Annotated in this window: 13 protein-coding genes; 4 read left to right on the forward strand and 9 right to left on the reverse strand. The window is 61.6% G+C overall.

Features of this window, described 5'->3' with window-relative positions; all coding sequences use genetic code 11:
• Positions 1–7 precede the first annotated feature (7 nt).
• Both G9463_RS05045 and G9463_RS05050 read left to right on the forward strand, forming a co-directional pair.
• Positions 8–1,762, forward strand: coding sequence for an Nramp family divalent metal transporter (locus tag G9463_RS05045; protein WP_165896149.1), 1,755 nt, complete (start codon positions 8–10; stop codon positions 1,760–1,762).
• Positions 1,750–2,196: a hypothetical protein gene (locus tag G9463_RS05050; protein WP_007190597.1), complete on the forward strand. Its 447-nt coding sequence runs from the start codon at positions 1,750–1,752 to the stop codon at positions 2,194–2,196. The genes G9463_RS05045 and G9463_RS05050 overlap by 13 nt, the downstream gene beginning before the upstream one ends.
• Positions 2,197–2,227: 31 nt before the next feature.
• Here G9463_RS05050 and G9463_RS05055 read toward each other — a convergent pair whose 3' ends face one another.
• Complete coding sequence (locus tag G9463_RS05055; RefSeq protein ID WP_165896150.1) at positions 2,228–5,272, reverse strand: FAD-binding and (Fe-S)-binding domain-containing protein; 3,045 nt, start codon at positions 5,270–5,272, stop codon at positions 2,228–2,230.
• Between the two features lie 42 nt (positions 5,273–5,314).
• A complete protein-coding gene (locus G9463_RS05060; protein WP_004965411.1) occupies positions 5,315–7,093 on the reverse strand; it encodes an L-lactate permease in 1,779 nt (592 codons plus the stop codon).
• 672 nt (positions 7,094–7,765) lie between these two features.
• Between G9463_RS05060 and G9463_RS05065 the strand changes: the two genes are divergently transcribed.
• A complete protein-coding gene (locus G9463_RS05065; protein WP_049919384.1) occupies positions 7,766–8,506 on the forward strand; it encodes a ThuA domain-containing protein in 741 nt (246 codons plus the stop codon).
• Positions 8,507–8,598: 92 nt separating this feature from the next.
• Here G9463_RS05065 and G9463_RS05070 read toward each other — a convergent pair whose 3' ends face one another.
• Positions 8,599–9,147: a hypothetical protein gene (locus tag G9463_RS05070; RefSeq protein WP_370457893.1), complete on the reverse strand. Its 549-nt coding sequence runs from the start codon at positions 9,145–9,147 to the stop codon at positions 8,599–8,601.
• A gap of 225 nt (positions 9,148–9,372) precedes the next feature.
• Positions 9,373–9,951: an NAD(P)/FAD-dependent oxidoreductase gene (locus G9463_RS05075; protein WP_165896151.1), complete on the reverse strand. Its 579-nt coding sequence runs from the start codon at positions 9,949–9,951 to the stop codon at positions 9,373–9,375.
• 112 nt (positions 9,952–10,063) lie between these two features.
• Between G9463_RS05075 and G9463_RS05080 the strand changes: the two genes are divergently transcribed.
• Positions 10,064–11,104 carry a zinc-dependent alcohol dehydrogenase family protein gene (locus tag G9463_RS05080; RefSeq protein ID WP_165896152.1) on the forward strand — a complete coding sequence of 347 codons (1,041 nt, stop codon included), beginning with the start codon at positions 10,064–10,066 and terminating at the stop codon, positions 11,102–11,104.
• 444 nt (positions 11,105–11,548) lie between these two features.
• Here the strand turns inward: G9463_RS05080 and G9463_RS05085 are convergent, their stop codons facing one another.
• The 5 genes from G9463_RS05085 to G9463_RS05105 all read right to left on the reverse strand — a co-directional run bounded on the left by G9463_RS05085 (position 11,549) and on the right by G9463_RS05105 (position 17,604).
• Positions 11,549–12,754, reverse strand: a complete 1,206-nt coding sequence (locus G9463_RS05085) for an ABC transporter substrate-binding protein (RefSeq protein ID WP_165896153.1) — start codon at positions 12,752–12,754, stop codon at positions 11,549–11,551.
• Between the two features lie 125 nt (positions 12,755–12,879).
• Positions 12,880–13,812 carry an ABC transporter ATP-binding protein gene (locus tag G9463_RS05090; RefSeq protein WP_165896154.1) on the reverse strand — a complete coding sequence of 311 codons (933 nt, stop codon included), beginning with the start codon at positions 13,810–13,812 and terminating at the stop codon, positions 12,880–12,882.
• Entirely contained in the window at positions 13,812–14,927 is a 1,116-nt protein-coding gene (locus G9463_RS05095) for an iron ABC transporter permease (RefSeq protein WP_165896155.1), read from the reverse strand. Before G9463_RS05095 ends, G9463_RS05090 begins: the two co-directional genes overlap by 1 nt.
• Positions 14,927–15,907 carry an FAD-binding protein gene (locus tag G9463_RS05100; protein ID WP_165896156.1) on the reverse strand — a complete coding sequence of 327 codons (981 nt, stop codon included), beginning with the start codon at positions 15,905–15,907 and terminating at the stop codon, positions 14,927–14,929. The genes G9463_RS05095 and G9463_RS05100 overlap by 1 nt, the downstream gene beginning before the upstream one ends.
• Before the next feature lie 236 nt (positions 15,908–16,143).
• On the reverse strand, positions 16,144–17,604 hold the full coding sequence (locus G9463_RS05105) for a carotenoid oxygenase family protein (RefSeq protein ID WP_165896157.1): 1,461 nt from the start codon (positions 17,602–17,604) through the stop codon (positions 16,144–16,146).
• Between the last annotated feature and the right edge of the window lie 15 nt (positions 17,605–17,619).

A 17,619-nucleotide genomic window follows, 5' to 3' on the forward strand; every position in this document is an offset into this window, starting at 1 on the left:
TTCACCGATGCCAGAGGAAAAGCCGACGGAACAGTCGGACGTAGCGGAAGAGACGGAGTCGGAGACAGCAGAGGTGTACGCCTCCCGCAAAGAGCAGCGCTACCCAATCTCCTCGTATACCCCGGTCGCATACGATAACCTCGAGGCGGCACCGGAGAGCGACGACCATCCAGACACGGGGACCGGCGGGCGGTTCAGAGAACTCTCGTTGCCGAAAGTACCGAAGCTCCGCCATGTCGTCGGTCCCAGCGCGATCATGCTCGGGGCGTCGCTCGGCAGCGGTGAGACGCTGTTCTGGCCACATCTGGTCGCCAGCTACGGGTGGGGGCTGTACTGGCTGTTCCTCGTGGCCGTCTGTCTTCACTTTGTCATCAACACAGAGATACAGCGATGGACCCTTGCGACCGGTGAAAGCGTGTTTCGAGCGTTCGAGCGAGTGCACCCGGTCCTCCCACTAGCCATGCTTATAGGCGGGTTCGTCAGTCTCGGCTGGCCAGGGTGGGCTGCGAGCGCCGCACGAATCGGGGCCGAAGGGCTCGCCCTCGGCACGTACGACTTCGCCGGCGTCGACATCGTTGGCTGGCGACTGTTCGGCATCGGGCTCATGGTGTTCATCTGGGTCACATACCAGGTGACGCCGCTGATGTACAACGTCGTCGAGAGCCTCCAGCTAATCCTGGTGGCCTTGTCGATTGCGTTCACACTGCTGCTGTTCGTTCTCATCGGGTCGCTTGACGTACTGGTCAGCGTCCCGGGGAGCCTGACGGAAGTCGGCGACTACTCGCCGGTCGGAACCATCGCCGTGCTGGTCGGGGCGCTGGCCTACGCCGGCGCGGGCGGCTACCTCAATCTCTCACAGAGCCTCTGGATACGGGAGAAAGGCTACGGAATGGGTCGGTATCAGGGCCGAATCAAGAACCCCTTCGCCGGCGACGACCCCGAGACGGTTCACGAGGACGGGTTCACGTTCACCCCGGACACGCAGAACCTCAAACGGTGGCGGGGCTGGTGGCGCGTGACACAGTTAGAACACCTGTTGACCTTCCTGCTGGGCCTCCTGCTGGTCACGACGATGCTGGTCGTCATCGCGGTGTCACAGGCACCGGGGGCGACGAGTGACGCAGTCGATATGTGGCTCATCGAGATTGCGCCGTCGGTCGGCGGGTTCACGACGAGCGTCATCTACGTCACACTGTTTCTCGCCCTGTTCACGACCGAATACGCGATTATCGAGTCGTTCGTCCGGAACAGCTCCGATATTATCTACGAGCTGTACGGTCGGGAGGCGGGCTGGAGTCTGCCACGACTGTTCTGGGGACTCCTGACCGTCTTCTGTGGCTGGGGCGTGCTCATCCTCACCCTGCCGATATCGATATCCGACCCCTTCGGATTGCTCGTCGTTGGGGCGTCGATGTCCGGGTTATTGATGTGGCCGTACATCGTCATCGTCCAGCTCGTCAATACAGTCCGGCTCCCGGAGCACACAATGCCGGGCTGGGGTCGGATCGCCGCAATGTGGGTCGCAGCCGCGTTTTTCGGCTATTTCAGCGTCCTCCTGATTGGAACTGGGCTGGCGACACGGCTGGGATTACAGATGTTCGCCGTGCAGACGACCGTACTCGGCAGTGCACCGGGCGGGTACGCCCTCTGGGCGGTCTTCCTACTCGTCCAGGTGTATACGATGTATCGGGTGGGACGTGCGAAGGTTGCCTCAGACGGAACGGTCGCTGACGCGGCCACTGCGAAAGGGTGGTTCTCGTGACCGATGAACTCCGCGTCCACTTGCATTACACGATGCGCGGCTCGTACCCGCTCCGGCTTATCGACGTGTTGTTCTGTACGGAGCGAGCCTACTTCGTCGAGTACGACTATCTGACACCCGTCGACCTGTTGTTCGGGTCGCCGGACCAGCGGGCTGCCGCATTCGCGTCACAGGTGGTCGAGGAGGGCGTCCCCGCGGCCATCGAGACAGCCGAACAGGTCGAAACGCAGTCATACGACGCACTCGACAGCGTCGATATCCACACGGGTGGCCGAATCGGTCGGCCGAAAATCACCGCACAGCCCCGGACAGACTCCGCGACGACGGTTCGCGTCCACGGTCAGTTCGACCCCGAACCGTTCACACAGGCGCTTCGGACAACAGTTGACGGGCACGACGTCACGGTCAGGCAGAAAGACGGGTTTGGGTTCTGATCACTGCCGGGGGTTGTCGCTGCATACCCGGTTACTGGATCGCCGCTGCGACCATCTCGATGGGATGTGGCGGCTCAGTCTCGCCATCGCCGAAATCGTCGATCTGGGACCGGCAGGATGCGCCGGGTGCGACGACTTGCTCAGCAGGGGAGTCATCTATCTGTCCCAGCAGGAGGTCCGCGATACCCTCGCTCATCGAGTAGTGTTCGGCCTCGTAGCCGAAACTGCCGGCCATGCCACAACAGCCCGAATCAAGCGGGTCGACAGCATATCCGGCCCGGCGCAGAACGCCGACAGCGTGGTGGTCTTTCTTTGTCGCCTTCTGGTGGCAGTGGCCGTGGTACGCCAGCGAGTCGCCCGATTCGTCGAAGGGGATCGTCTCTCCCAGCCGGTACGTATCGAGATACTCGCAGATGCCATACGTGTTCTCCGCGACGGTATCGACATCGTCGCCGGAGAGCAGGTCACAGTAGTCGACCTGATACATGACTGCGTCGGAAGGTTCGATAGTGACCACGTCCCAGCCGTCGCGGATTCGTGGCGCGAGCGCGTCCACGTTCGCCTGTGCCGTCTCGCGGGCGTGGTCCAGCATACTCTTGGAGAACGCGGGACGACCGCTGTCGGTCACACCGTCAGGCACGACCACGTGGACGCCCGCCGCCTCCAGCACTTCTACGGCGGCCTTCCCGACGTCCGGGTGGCTATAGTTCGTGTAGGGGTCGGCAAGCAAGAGCGCCTTTCGGTCAGCTTTGCTCGCCGCGACCATTGCGCCGCCGCGGTCAGCCCACCAGTCCCGGAACGTGGTCCGGTGGAAGCCGGGTAGCGTCCGCTCTTCTGTGATACCGACCGTTTTCTCCATGAGCAGTCCCGAGCCCGGCAGGTCCATCAGCCAGTTCGACACCGGGGCGAACGTGCTTCCCAGCGAGAGCACTGTCTCGACGTTGGCGAACAGCCGGTCACGAAGCGAAATACCCTCTCGCTGGTGATGTTCGTGGACCACCTCGGCCTTGAGCTTCGCCATGTCAACGCCGCTTGGACAGTCCTTTTTGCAGCCCTTACAGCCGATACAGAGGTCCAGAACCTCGGTGACGAACTCCTCCTCGAAGGGGTCGTCGGGGAGGTCTCCGTCCATCGCCGACCGGAGCATGTTCGCCCGGCCGCGAGTGCTCGTGATTTCCTCCTCTGCGGCGCGGTAGGTCGGACACATGACGCCGCCGGTAGTCTCCTGATGGCCGGTACAGCCCGCACAGCCGTGACAGAGTTCGACCATCCCCTGGAACCCGTTCTCGTTGTCCCAGTCGAGTGCGGGGTCGAAGCCCGCGTCGAACTCGTAGTCGGGGTCGTACCGGAGATTCTCAGCCGGGTCGTGCTCACCACAGATGTTGCCCGGGTTCAGCCGCCAGTCAGGGTCGAACGCCGACTTTAGGTCGCGGAACGTCTCCCAGAGGTCGTCGCCGTAGAGCTTGCGGTTCCACTGGGTTCGGGCGCGACCGTCGCCGTGTTCACCCGACACGGACCCATCGTACTGGACGACAAGGTCAGTGATAGCGTCGGAGATGGCCTCCATCGTCTCGATGCCATCCCCGGATTTCAGGTTCAATAGCGGCCTGATGTGCAGGACGCCGGGGCCGGCGTGGGCGTAGTAGGAGGCAAATGTGTCGTGCTCGTCGAACAACTCCCGGATGTCGGCGATGTATTCCGGGAGATTCTCGGCCGGAACCGCCGTGTCCTCGACGAACGGCCAGTGCTTGTCGTCACCAGTCCGCGACAGGAGGATCGGCAACCCAGCCTTGCGCATCTTCCAGAACTTCGCCTGCCGGTCCGCGTCGTATGCCTCCAGCGCATCGACAGCGTGGACTGGGGCATCGGTAACCGAACTCGCCTCCTCGCTCGGGGACTCTCTGGCGTCGTAGCCCGGGAGTCGGTCGGCGAGCAGGTCGGCGACCTTCTGAGCGCCATCATCGGGCGAATCGGCGTAGAACTCGACAAGCAGCGTCGAATCCGTCTCTTCGGGGAGCATACTGACGACATCGGCGAACTCTGGCGTCTCCGCGGCAAGGTCCAGAAGCACGTCGTCCATCACCTCGACAGCCGATGGGTCATGGTCGAGAATCGGGGCGACGTCTTGCATCGCCGAGATGATGTCGTCGTAGGTCAGCATGGCGATGGCCGTAGCGTCGGGAACGGGTTCGAGCGAGACTGTCGCCTCAGTGACAACAGCCAGTGTCCCTTCGCTCCCGGCGAGCAAGCGGGCAAGGTTGACTTCGCCGCGTTCCCTAGCGCTGTCGACCAGTTCATCCAGATTATATCCCGAGACGTTGCGCTTGAGCTCCGGATATCTGGCGTCTATCTCCGTCGCGTCCTCCGAGAGGATCTTCGCGACTTCGGCGTAAATCCGGGTTTCGAGGTCGGCGTCCGGGCCGACCTCGGCTGCCCGCGCTTCGATGTCCTCGACGTCCACCCAGCCGAAGGTCGTCCGAGTTCCGTCCGCGAGAACGACCTCACACTCCTCGATATAGGCGTCTGTCTTGCCGTATTTCAGCGAGTGTGCGCCGGTCGTGTTGTTCCCGATTGCACCGCCGAGGACGCTCTTATCACCCCACGCCGGGTCCGGCGCGAACTTCAGCCCGTGGGGTTCGAGCCGGTCGTTAAGCCGGGCGATAGTGATGCCGACCTGCGCACGGGCCCGCTGTGCATCCGGGTCGACCGACAGCGGCTCATCCATGTACCGCTTGAAATCGAGGACGACCGCCTCATTGACGGCCTGCCCGGCGAGACTGGTCCCGCCGCCCCGTGGAAGCACCGGAATATCCTCCGCGGCGCAGTACTCCATCACCGCGACCACGTCCTCGGTCGAGACCGGCGAGACGACGCCGATGGGGAGCTGTTCGTACGCGCTCGCGTCGGTTGCGAACAGCTCACGAGTGTACGTGTCGAAGCGTACGTCGCCGTCCACGCGCTGCTCCAGCGCCGAAACAAGGTCCGGTCGGTTGACGCTGTCGCCCTGATAGTCGTAGTTCGCGCTCGGGTCTGTCGCCGGGTCACGTTGCTCGGGGAGTCGGGAATCGTATGCCATGAGTAGGGAGTAGGTGGAGGGTAGGTGGGTAGGTGAGTCGGGTTAGAACGCGCCCGGAGCCACGACGTAGGCGAGAATGAGCGTCAGTATGCCCGTGAACACGCCGTAGTACAGCACCGGAATCAGTTCGAGGCGGATGACACGCCCCTCCTCGCCAATAAGGCCGACCACCGTGAGGGCGGCGACCACGTTGTGAATCGCGATGAGATTGCCGATTGCGCCGCCGACCGCCTGTGCGGCAACGACGATCTGGGTCGGCGCGCCGATCTGCTGTGCGGCCTGGAACTGGAACAGCCCGAACAGGATGTCGCTGACAGTGTTCGAACCGGCGATGAACGCGCCGAACGCGCCGATGAAGCCCGAGAAGAACGGGAACATCTGGCCGGTCCCACTTGCCGTGATTTCTGACAACAGACCGAGCATCCCGGAGTTGATCGGCGCGGTCTCCAGCACGATTGCACTACCGGTCCGCTGCATGATCATGACCGTTGCGACCGCGAACCACAGCGCGACGACAGCCGGTGCAATGTTCCGAAGCGCCTCACTCCACGAGGCCTTGATTTCGTCGGTGGACATCCCGTGGAGCGCGTAGGTAATCACGGCAACCAGCACGAAGAGGCTCCCCGGGAGGTAGAACATCTCGACGCCCTCCGAGAACGGCGTGCCAAGGATGTTGTTCCACATGAGAACGCCGTTGGTCGCCAGGAACTCCTGAACCGGACCGACGACGCGGGTCACGACGAGCAACGCGGCGACGAGGAGGTACGGCAGCCAGGCCATACCCAGCGACATATCCTGCGAGTGCGAGTCTTCAAACGTTGCCGTGCCACCGTCAGCTGCAACAGTTCCCTCTCGGCTCCCGCCCGACGTGGTGCCGACACCCTCTCCGGGTTCGATGCTGCCGATCCAGTGGTCCGGCCACTGGGCCTGCGGGCCGAAGTCCCATTCCTCATCGGGGAGGAAGTAGCCAGCTCGCAGCGTCGTCGTGACCACGAGCAGCCCGACCATCGCACCCAGCAGCGCCGGGAACGTCGGGCCGAGGAAGTACGCGGTAGCGACGTACGGAATGGCAAAGGAAGCCCACGCGAATAGGCACAGCGGCAGGACTTCGAGCGCAGGCTTGATCGACCGCTCCTCGCCGAAGAACCGGGTCATCATCGCCACGCCGATGAACGGGATGGCGATGCCAACGATAGCGTGGATGAGCGCCGCCCACACGCCAATCTGGGCGACGTAGGCACCGACGCTCGCGAAGCCACCCTGCTGAAGCACCTGCTGTGAGGCGCCCGTGCCCTCCGCGAACACCACGTCACGCAGTCCGATGATCAGCGGCGTCCCGACCGCACCGAAGGTGATTGCGAGGATATTCCCCGTGAGCGCAACGACCACTGCGGCCAGTGGCGGGAAGCCCAGACCGACCAGCAGCGGGCCAACAATGGCTGCGGGCGTCCCGAAGCCAGCCGCGCCCTCGATGAACGACCCCATGAGGAAGACGAGCAGGATGACCTGTACGCGCCGGTCGTCGCTAATCGAGGAGAACCCTGCGTTGATGACCTCGAACGCACCGGACTGTTTCAGCGTGTACAGCAGGAGTATCGCCCCAAAGACGATGACAAGAATTCTGGTCGCTGTCAGCGCCCCACGTATTGATGCGGCGGCGATCAGCGTAGGGGACATCTGCCAGCCGACGAAAGCGGCGATGGCCGCCACCGCCCACGCGATGGGCATCGTCCGTGTCGCGGGCTGGTACAGCCCGACCATCAGCACCGCAATCGTCGCCAGTGGTAGCAGTGCCATCAACACCAGTGTGTGTTCAGACATTGGTTCTCACCCCCGCAATCTGTTCGTCCGGACAGGCCGAACTTCCACCAGCCACCCGCTCCGGGAGGCGATGTCGGACTCTCATTTCGGCACCACCTCGCTACGCAAGTCTATCGCTCGAAACCTTCCGATACAGCGGTTTCTGGTAGGGTGCATCAATCACGCCGTCTGGCAGGGAGTATTTATACTTATCTACTGTTTACATCATCATCTATCCAGAATAGCGGTGGAATAGAAGCGAGAAGCCCTGACGGGACAAAATACAGGGTTTATGATGTGTGTCTGGGTAGAATGGAGTACAGTCGTGTGTACCCGGTATAACGGTGCTTTACGCCGCGATTACACTCAACTGTACTCCTACAGCAGCACCATACAGTCGTCTGTATCTGGCCGTTTCAGGGCGTTATTCACAGTCCTGTGGATACGGTTGGAAATCGGGTCGTATCGGGGGCCAACGTTGCAGCTGTTATGGCCACCGTGGCGCGGCGCTGGCGCGCGGTGGGATGACCCGGATGCTCAGGACCAAGATACACAAAACCTATCTGAGGCAGCTAAATCTCTTCTGGAGGTTTCCCGATGAATGCCCAGCAGAGGCGAACCCGGATGGCATCCACTAATCGTACGGATTGCCGCTTGGCGAACGCCGTTACGGCGGAGGAGGAAATCACGACTATGACACGCGTCACGGTCTGGAACGAGAACGTCCACGAACAGGAACACGAAGCTGTCGCGGACCTCTACCCAGACGGGATTCACGGCACTATCGCCACAGCACTAGCAGAGCGCGGGTTCGACACGGAAACCGCGACGCTTCAGGAGCCTGAACACGGACTCACCGAGGATGTACTGGCAGAAACGGATGTTCTGACCTGGTGGGGCCACGCCGCGCACGACGAAGTTGCTGACGAGGTTGTCGCCCGAGTGAAAGAGCGGGTCCTCGACGGCATGGGGCTCATCGTCCTCCACTCAGGCCACTATTCCAAGATCTTCCGCGAACTGATGGGAACGACCTGCAGCCTCAAATGGCGCGAAGCCGCCGAAACCGAGCGCCTGTGGGTCGTCGAGCCAGGCCATCCAATCGCCGATGGCATCGACGAGTACATCGAGCTCCCAGAAACCGAGATGTACGGCGAGCGCTTCGACATCCCCGCGCCGGACACGCTCGTGTTTAATTCCTGGTTCGAGGGCGGCGAGGTGTTCCGGTCAGGATGTTGCTACCGCCGCGGGGCAGGCCGAATATTCTATTTCCGGCCGGGCCACGAGACCTATCCAATTTACCACAACGACGCGGTCCAGCAGGTCCTCGCCAATGCCTGCGAGTGGGCCGCGGCCGGAGATGGTCCGGAGCCATCGTTTGGCAACGCTGACCCGATTGAAGACATTGACGAAAGCGACGAGCGGTCAGTCCACTGATTTCGGCGTAGGCTTAGCGGAATCGTATATCGTCGAGATGTGTTTACAATCTATTACACTGAATACATACAGCCGTGGACTCCATGCAGTCACTATGGAAACGCGGGCTGTGTTTTCTCTCGCCATCGTTCAGCGTTTCCCAGATGGTTTACATCGAGTTGCACCCCAGTCGGAAGTGCCGATTCGAGATGGTCGAACAGCGGGTCAAGCGATGTCTCGACTGGCGACAACACCCGCCACCGGTACGCACCCCCGGTGCGTTCCGATTCGAAGACGACACCGTCGCCGATATAATCGGTAACGACAGCAGGCACCGCACAACACCGGTCAATCCGGGCGTGATACGTATATACAGTTCTGGCAGCCGGCTGCCGGTCGAGAACCTGGTATTCTCGCGTCCCAGAGCAGCCGTGTTCGTCGAGACACTCGTTACAGCGTTCGTTGTTGAAAAAGACTTCATCAAACGCGGGGATAGCGTCAGCGAGACCGTCTACATGATCGATGCGCCACATGGCGTTTTCAGTCACGGTACACGTGGCGTTCCGGAGTCGGAGCGTCGGGTACTCGTGAAACAGGTCCATTACCGGATCAGCACCCACAGTGAACCTGAGGGTGAACGCGAACTCCTTCACAGCAACCACATCGCTCTACGCTCCCATAGTGAATCAGTGGATAATACGGCCAGCCGGGTTGGCGGTCTCGAACCGGCTGCAGCGACGTGATACAGTCCCAATGGCGCAGTTTACGCACCTGCTTAGTACCGGATTGAACCGGCGTCGAACACGGCCCGGACCCGTCAGTCAATGGCCGATAGAACGGTGCTGGATGGGTAGCAATGAGAGACCCGTCCCGAGTCGTTTCGGGGTCTACTCTTCGGGACCGAACATCGCGTCGGCGTCGGCAGGCGTATCGAAGTCGTGGAAGTGCTCTCCCTCCTCCTTCGTGAGAATGTTCAGCGCCGCCGCCGCGCCGTCGCCAGCGGAGATGACAGCCTGCCACTCCTCTGCTCGGACCATTCCCCCTGTCGCGTAGGCGTCATCGACACTCGTCTCCATTGTCACGTCCACGTCAACGACATCTTCAGCGGTCATCTCACAGCCAAGCGACGCAGCGAGGTCACGGTTGGCACCCGTCGCGAGGACGAGGTAGGGTGCTTCGTACGTCTCGTCCTCAGTTGCGACCTCGAATCCGCTGTCAGTTTGGTGCACGTTAGTCACCTCTGTACCCTGCTTTCGGTTGACGCCGAAGCTATCCACCTGTGTCCGGGCGGTTTCCATGAACGCCGACCCGTCCTGAGAACCTACCCCAAGATAGTTGAACAGGTGTGCCTTGTGCATCCAGGTCCCGTCAGTGTCGAAGACTGTCGTTTCCAGGCCGTTTTTCTGTGCAAACAGTGCCGCACTCAGGCCGGCGGGACCACCACCGACAATAAGAACGTCCGTCATGTTTCTGTATTTATATTCCATCTTTGGTAATTGTTTTCATCCAATAACACGGCCGGGCGGATGCGACAGACGGCATGAGAACGGTTTTCCACAGCCGACCCGAAACGGATCTATGCGCGCAGCCATCTACCGTGGCCCCGGTGATATCACCGTCGAAGAGGTTCCCCGACCCGAAATCGAATCGCCAACTGACGCGATTGTACGCGTGACCCACACTGCCGTCTGTGGCTCCGACCTGTGGTTCTACCGCAGCCAGAGCGACCGTGAAGAGGGCTCCCGCGTCGGTCACGAACCGATGGGTATCGTCGAGGAAGTCGGCGACGACGTGCGCTCAGTCGAACCCGGCGACCGGGTGTTCGCCCCGTTCGTCGTCAGCTGTGGCCGGTGTGAGTTCTGTCGGAAGGGACTGCACACGTCCTGTGTCAACGGCGACTCATGGGGCGGCGACAACGGCGGCGGCCAGGGCGAGTACGTCCGAGCAACGGAAGCCGACGGGACGCTCGTCCGCGTCCCAGACCGCCACGCCGACGACGAGGACACGCTGGAAGCGATTCTGCCGCTGACAGACGTGATGGGAACGGGCCACCACGCGGCGGTAAGCGCCGGTGTCAGTGAAGGCGACACCTGTATCGTCGTCGGCGACGGGGCCGTTGGACTGTGTGGCGTTCTCGCGGCGCGACGCCTCGGTGCGGAACGCATCATCGCGATGGGGCACCACGAGGACCGCCTCGAACTCGCTGAGTCGTTCGGTGCGACAGAGACCGTCGCCGCCCGTGGTCAGGACGCCGTCGACGCCGCGGACGACCTGACTAACGGCGGTGCAAATCACGTCCTCGAATGTGTCGGTGCGGCCTCGGCAATGGAGACCGCTATCGATGTCTGTCGTCCTGGCGGGACCGTCGGCTACGTCGGCGTCCCACACGGCCTCGATGATTCCGGATTGGACATGTTCTCGCTGTTCGGCGATAACATCGGGCTCAACGGTGGCATCGCACCGGTTCGTGCCTACGCCGATGAACTGCTGGCCGATGTGCTGCAGGGCACGCTTGACCCGTCACCGATCTTCACGAAAACAGTCGACCTCGACGGCGTTCCAGAAGGGTATCAGGCGATGGACGAGCGCGAGGCGATCAAAGTTCTCGTCAAGCTGTAATCAATCCGCACTGGTTTGCAGCCACACAAATCGCTGCATTACTTGACAGACGTTTGTGGCTAATGGTAAAACAATGTCCACAGAGCAGGCCTCTGTGTGGCTAGTGTTATCGTTCTATACGAGTGCAAGGCCCGGAATGGCGCTAGACTAGCTTTCCGCACGACCGACAGCGAGGGCTGTCAGCCGACGGGTCGTAAGCGAGTGCAACGTCGTTGCAGTGACGGCAATATCGGTCGGAGCCAGTGGTGTATGAGTGCGTGTTTCCTTCGTGTACTAACATATGTTAGTGGATGGCACGGTACTATAAAACTTTTCTGGACAAGTAGGTGGCTATGCCCTTATATTCCATATACACTGCTAACAATTGTGTCTTTTGCAGTTCATTCATCCAGATAATCTAGCTTCTTCCTCAATACTGTTGTTCGGGAGTTTGGATAGTGACAGTTAGATGTCGCCGTTCACGATGTCCGCGACCCGCTGGCGGTCGAACAGCTGTTCTTCGGGCGGAATCTCGGGATAAGGCCCCTCGGTGTAGGTCGGCCACTCGCCGAACTGCTCGGGATACAATTGCTTTGCGGTCATCTCCAACTGGAAGAGATGCAGTATCGGGCCCTGATATCTCGCCCCATGGGGGTAGATCCGGTCGTTCTGTACGGCCGTGATTTCCGACCCAACTGGGTCGGATTTGAACGCCTCCCGTCGCTTCGGAAGGTTCGTACTCGGTTCAAATCCGCCGAGGTGCAGAATGATGTCCGGGTCAGCCTCGAGGAGCGTTTCGAAGTCGACCACTGAGTTCGTCTCCACCGAGCCCTCGAAGGCGTCCCGTGCACCGAATGGGCGAGTGTGTGCGGTCAGGAACCCGGGGTTGTCAAGCGTGTACGCGTATATCTCGTCAAGGTCAGCCGCGGCGAGCATCACTGCCGACGGGCGTTCCGACTCAGGTGGCAAGTTCGCGTCGATGGTCGAGCGCATTTCGTCGTGGATGGCCGCGAGCGCCTCGTAGCGGGCCTGTTCCTGAAACGCCTCGGCCACAAGTTCGAACTGCTCCCAGAGGGTGTAGTACTCGTAGTTCGCCCATCCGGACGGAGGTTCGGCGTGTCGGTCACTCAGTGAGTTGCCAAACCAGGGCGAGACGTTGGTAGCGATCTCCTCGAAGTCCTCCCGACCCCAGCTGTCCTGTTTAGCGATCCAAGCCGGGTCTGCCAGGTGGATATCGCTGTCCAGTTCGTACAGTTTCTCCTTGCTCGGTTTCCACGAGGAGTACAACCCGGTCCAGTCCAGCGACACCCCCGGCAGCCGTTCGACGAACTGGTTCCATAGCCCACTGTAGTACTCTGGGGCGTGCATAGCCGTGACGGTATCTCCATGCCCCAGCGCAAACGCCATGTCGGCGTGGTGTGTGAGCCGCGTAAAGACGGTCTCCGGTGGCGAGTCGAACGTCACTTCTCCCGTTGGTGACATCGACACGGCGTACGAGCCGTTCCCAGTGGGTGTGTCCGTCTCCGCCTCTGACTCCGTCCGTGTTGTCCCGACTCCCTGCTCGGCGTCACTGGTGCATCCCGCAAGCAATCCAGCGCTGAGAACCGTTCCCCCGTATTTCACGTACTCTCTCCGCGTCGGTGTCTCGGTGTCTGTGGTGTCGTCAGCCATTGTTTTAGGCTAGCCTAAAAATTATATAGTTGTTCCGGTTCACCGAGCCAGAACAATCCGGTTTCAAACGCGGACTCCAGCGTCCGCGTCAAGAATCCGTCGGGCAGGGCCCAATTTCGTGGCTCCTATTCGGCAACGACTTCTTCGGCGCGGTCCGACTCAGCAGTATCGCCACCACCAGTGTGGTCGTCACCATCGTGGCGGGCCCGGATTGGATTCACGCGCGGTCCGCGTGGCGTGGCCGAGACCTCTGCCTCGATTTCGAAAACATCCGCGAGTAGTTGCTCCGTGACCACATCTTCGGGTCGTCCCCGAGCCTGTATCTCGCCGTCTTTGAGTGCGACCATCCGGTCAGCGAGGCGGGCCGCCTGCTCGAGGTCGTGCAGGACGACCACGATGGTGATATCGCTCTCATCGCGGAGCGTTTCGATTATTTCCATCACCTCAAGCTGGTGGTGCAGGTCAAGGAACGTCGTCGGCTCGTCGAGCAACAGCACGTCGGTGTCCTGTGCAAGAACCATCGCGATCCAGGCGAGTTGCTTCTGACCGCCACTGAGGCTACCGACTTCGCGCTCACGGATGTGTCCACAGCCGGCCAGGTCAATCGCCCGCTCGACGGCGGCCTCGTCTTCTTCGGTGACACTGTCGAAGAACCCGCGGTGAGGGTAGCGACCGTGATACACCAGATCCTCGACCGAGATGCTGTTTGGCGACGTACTCTCCTGAGAGAGCAGGCCGAGCTTTCGGGCGATCGCTTTAGTCTCCAGCGTCTGGATGTCTTGCCCGTCCAGCAGTACCGATCCCGCGTCCGGTTCGAGCTGGTTGGCGAGGCCTTTCAGCAGCGTGCTCTTGCCCGACCCGTTCGGGCCGACGAGCGCAGTCACGGCCCCGGGTTCGGCGGTGATCGATTCACCGTCGATGACCGGTTCATCCGTCCCCGAGTACGAAAGCACCACATCGTCGCCGACCAGCGGCCGGTCCCGGCGACCGGACTGGGACCCAGCAGCGATGTCGTTGACCGTGGCGATACCATCCGAGTTAGTGTTGTTCTGTGACATTAGATCTCACCCATCTGTTCCCGTCGCCGCATCAAGTAGAGGAAGTACGGGCCGCCGACGACGCCGGTGACGACACCGACCGGAACCTGTGCGGGATTCAGGGCCAGCCGTGCACCAACGTCCGCAACGACCATCAACGCCGGCCCGACGAACACGCAGCCGATGAGGAGTCGGCGGTAGTCACTCCCGACGATGAGTCGGACGATGTGTGGAACCACGAGGCCGAAGAACCCGATGATCCCCGCAACGGAGATTGCCGTACTGGCCGCCAGAATGGCAACCGCGGACAGCATGAACCGGACCCGCTCGACACTCATCCCGAGCGAACTCGCGGTCTCCTCGCCGAGCAGGAGGAGGTTCAGTTGCCGTGCGCCGGCCAGCGCAAGTAGCGTCGCGGCCAGCGTCGGGATGACAGCGATACGGAACTCCTCCCAGCCGACGCCCGTGAGCGAACCGGTAATCCAGGCCAGTGCTGACTGGACAACGCCCAGATCGTCGGCGAAGAAGAACAGCCCCCGCTGGAGGGACGTAAACACCATGTTGACGATGACACCGGCCAGAACCAGTCTAACCGGACTCGTTCCGCCCTTCCACGCGATCATGTATACGAGTAAGAACGCGATGGAGCCACCGACCGCAGCAAACAGCGGGAGAAACGGGGCGAGACTGCTGAACAGAACGAGAGTCAGCAGTACGGTGAGTCCCGCCCCGGAACTCACGCCTAGCACGAACGGACTTGCCAGTTCGTTACGTGTCACGGCCTGGAATATCGCCCCGGAGACGGCGAGGCACATCCCCGCAAGCACGGCGACGATTACCCGTGGCATCCGGATGTTCCAGACGATGAGCGTCCGTTTCGGCAGTTCGGGAAGCTCTGCCCCGAAGAAAAACGACTGCCATGCCTGAACGCTGAACCACACCTTCGGGTCGAACACGGCTTGCCACGCCTGAAGGATCGTCATCGAGTACGCTCCGAAACTCACCTGCAGGAGACCAGCCCCGAAGGCGACGGCAACGCTCGCAACACACAACCCGAACAGGGACCCGTCGAGAGTGTCGAGCCAAGCTCTGGCTTGCGACCATACATCGGTGGCTCCGCGTGTCTCGCTGGCCATTACTCGCTCACCTCCGCGCATCCGTCGCTCGCGCCGAGGTAGTTCCGGATCGTTTTGTCATCCATCGCATCGAGAACAGCGGTCTGGTCGAGCCCCGAAACGACCGCCGCGGGGTCCAGATAGCCTGCCAGTGCTTCTTGCCCTGTTTCTGTGCGATCAGCTATCTCGTCGGATGTTATATACGACGAGCGCCGTTCATCAAGAGCCGCCTTACGGACCCGCTGGAACCGATCCGAATCGGGCTCGACCGGAGCATCCTCGGCGTACCGGTCGTCGAAATATTCGACCCAAGTTGCTCGTTCTGTCCATTCGTCGTCTAGTTCAGCTTCGCGTCGGACCCAGTCCACACCGTCAGCGACAGCCTCCCACCAGCCGTCGTCAAGTCTCGTCTCCGCGATCACCCGACGTGCGACCCGTCCGCCTCGACCGGCCGCAATGATAGCCTGCATATCAGCGGCTTCGGACGGTGATGCAACGTAGAGACCCGGAACCGGTGTTGTTCCGTCCGCGTCAGCATACCCGCGGTCGAAGGTTTCCCGTTCCTCGCCGTCGTGTTCGTACGTCTCAAACATTGCCGCATCGTCGTCCAGACCACGCAGATACTCGCCATCGTAGCGGGTCGCCGCAATGACGCGACGGGTCGTGGCCGGCTCTCCGTCCTGCGTCTCGACGACAAACCCCTCACCATCATCGGTTCTGTCGAGCGAGTCGACCAGATCGGAGACGATGGTACAGCCGGCGGTTTCGGCGTGGTCCTGAATGCGGTCATACAGCGTCTCAATGTCGATACCGGCCGGGAAACCGAGGTAGTTTTCGAGGTAGGCACAGCGCTTGAGAGACGAGCGACCACGGTCATAGATGGCTGTATCGAGGTCCGCTCTGGCCGTGAACACACCCGCCGCACATCCGGCCGGACCGCCCCCGACAATGATGACATCACGGTCGAACGTCGTCCCCGTTCGGTTCCCCACTGCTACCATATTCACAACGCTCCGTTCAGTGTCCGTGACACCGACAGCCGGTGTGACGGTTCAGCGGTGTCGATCGATTCGTTCAACATACTGTTTAGGCCAGCCTAAATGGATAAAGCGTTTTCGAAGTTTAGGCAGACCGAACATCATGTAAAAAATCTGCTGTTCCGGTCAGAGCGACACTGTCTGGATGGGCAAATCTGAGAAGTGATGAAGTCGTATTAAGAAGGGGTCCCCCCGACGACTCAGTCGCCAGCCGCCACTCGGAGCTCGGGGAAGTATCGGCCGTGGAAATCAAACGGGGCTGCGTGGGGGAGCGATGCGCTGGCGCGCTCCTCGAACGTCTGACCGTCGAGGACGAGCAGCCGGGACCGATCGGCGTCTGCATCCAGCGCAACGACTAGCACCACGCCGTCATCCTCGGTGTCGTTGTCGGGTGCGGGGACAAACACCGGCTCGCCGAAGTAGTCCCCTCCGTCGTCGAACGTCTCGACAGCGCCCGTGTCCGTGTCGAGTTTCAGCACGCGCCGGGCCCACTCGGTGACGGGAGTATCCATCCCCATCGCGTACACGTACCGGTGCGGACGACACCAGCGAGCCGGTGAGACGGTCGGCAGCGCACTGCCGTCAGGGTACAACATCTCGCGTGACACCGCCGCGTCGACGTCGCCGTAGCGAGGGGCACCGCTTCCGGTACCGAGGTCCACAGTGAACCGCTCGATGCGGCCAACGATAGCGCCCATCTCGCCTGCACGAAGGTTGTCCAGATATAGCGAGTCGATGGTCGTCGCGTCGGGTACTGTTTCGAGGTCGAACACCAGTTCCCTGCCCCCATCTCGCTCGAACGCGTTGACGTGGTGAAAGCCGAACACGGCGTCGATGACCGGCTCAGCGACGACGGTTCCCGTAGTCCGGTCCATGACAACGATTCGGGTCCCGCGGTCTGGTTCCCACTCGAACTGCTCGATAAACGGTGCCTGCCGGCCGGGCTTGAGAAACCGTCGCGGGTCGAGTCGGAGTGGGAACTCCGTCAGCACAACGTACCGCGGCGTGAGCGCGAAACTGTGCATATATGCCGGCTGGTCGGTGTCGACGCTCCCGACGTGTTTCCGGGCCCCATCGGGTGACATGGCAGTGACGTGGTACTGGCTGGTCCGTCCGAACGCCGTGTCGACGTTCACGAGGACGCCGCTCGTCGGGTCGCGTTTGAGGTGGGCACAGGAGAGTTGCCCAGTCGGGACACCGTCGTCGTGTTCGACGTGACCCGTCGTTTCGAGCGTATTCGGGTCGAAGCGCACTTTCCGGGGCGATTCGGTCAGGGCGACGTACTCACCACCGAACCGCTCGGCGATAATGTTCGTGTTGTCGTACGGGTCAGTCAGGAACGTCGCCAGCCGCGAGCGGAGCGTCGTCTCGCCGGTCGCAAAGCCGCCTTCGAACTCGCCGCTCGTCGCCGCCTCGTACGCGTCCGTCCGGAGGAAGCGGTTCCGATAGTGCACGGCGTCACTGTCGGGGTCAAAAGTGAACCGGTACAGCATCGCGAACCCGTCGAACCAGTGGTCGACACTGCTACCGTTCGGGAGGGAGAACGCGCCGGGTCCGTTCCGGATGAGACTGCCACGGAGCCAGTCCGGGAGGTCACCGGTCACGGAGATGGATGCCGCCGTCTCGTCGTGTAGCGAGTGGAACCCAGGGTGGGAAGTCATACCGTTACAATGGGT

This window comes from Haloarcula sp. JP-Z28 (assembly GCF_011440255.1).
Lineage (GTDB): Archaea > Halobacteriota > Halobacteria > Halobacteriales > Haloarculaceae > Haloarcula > Haloarcula marismortui.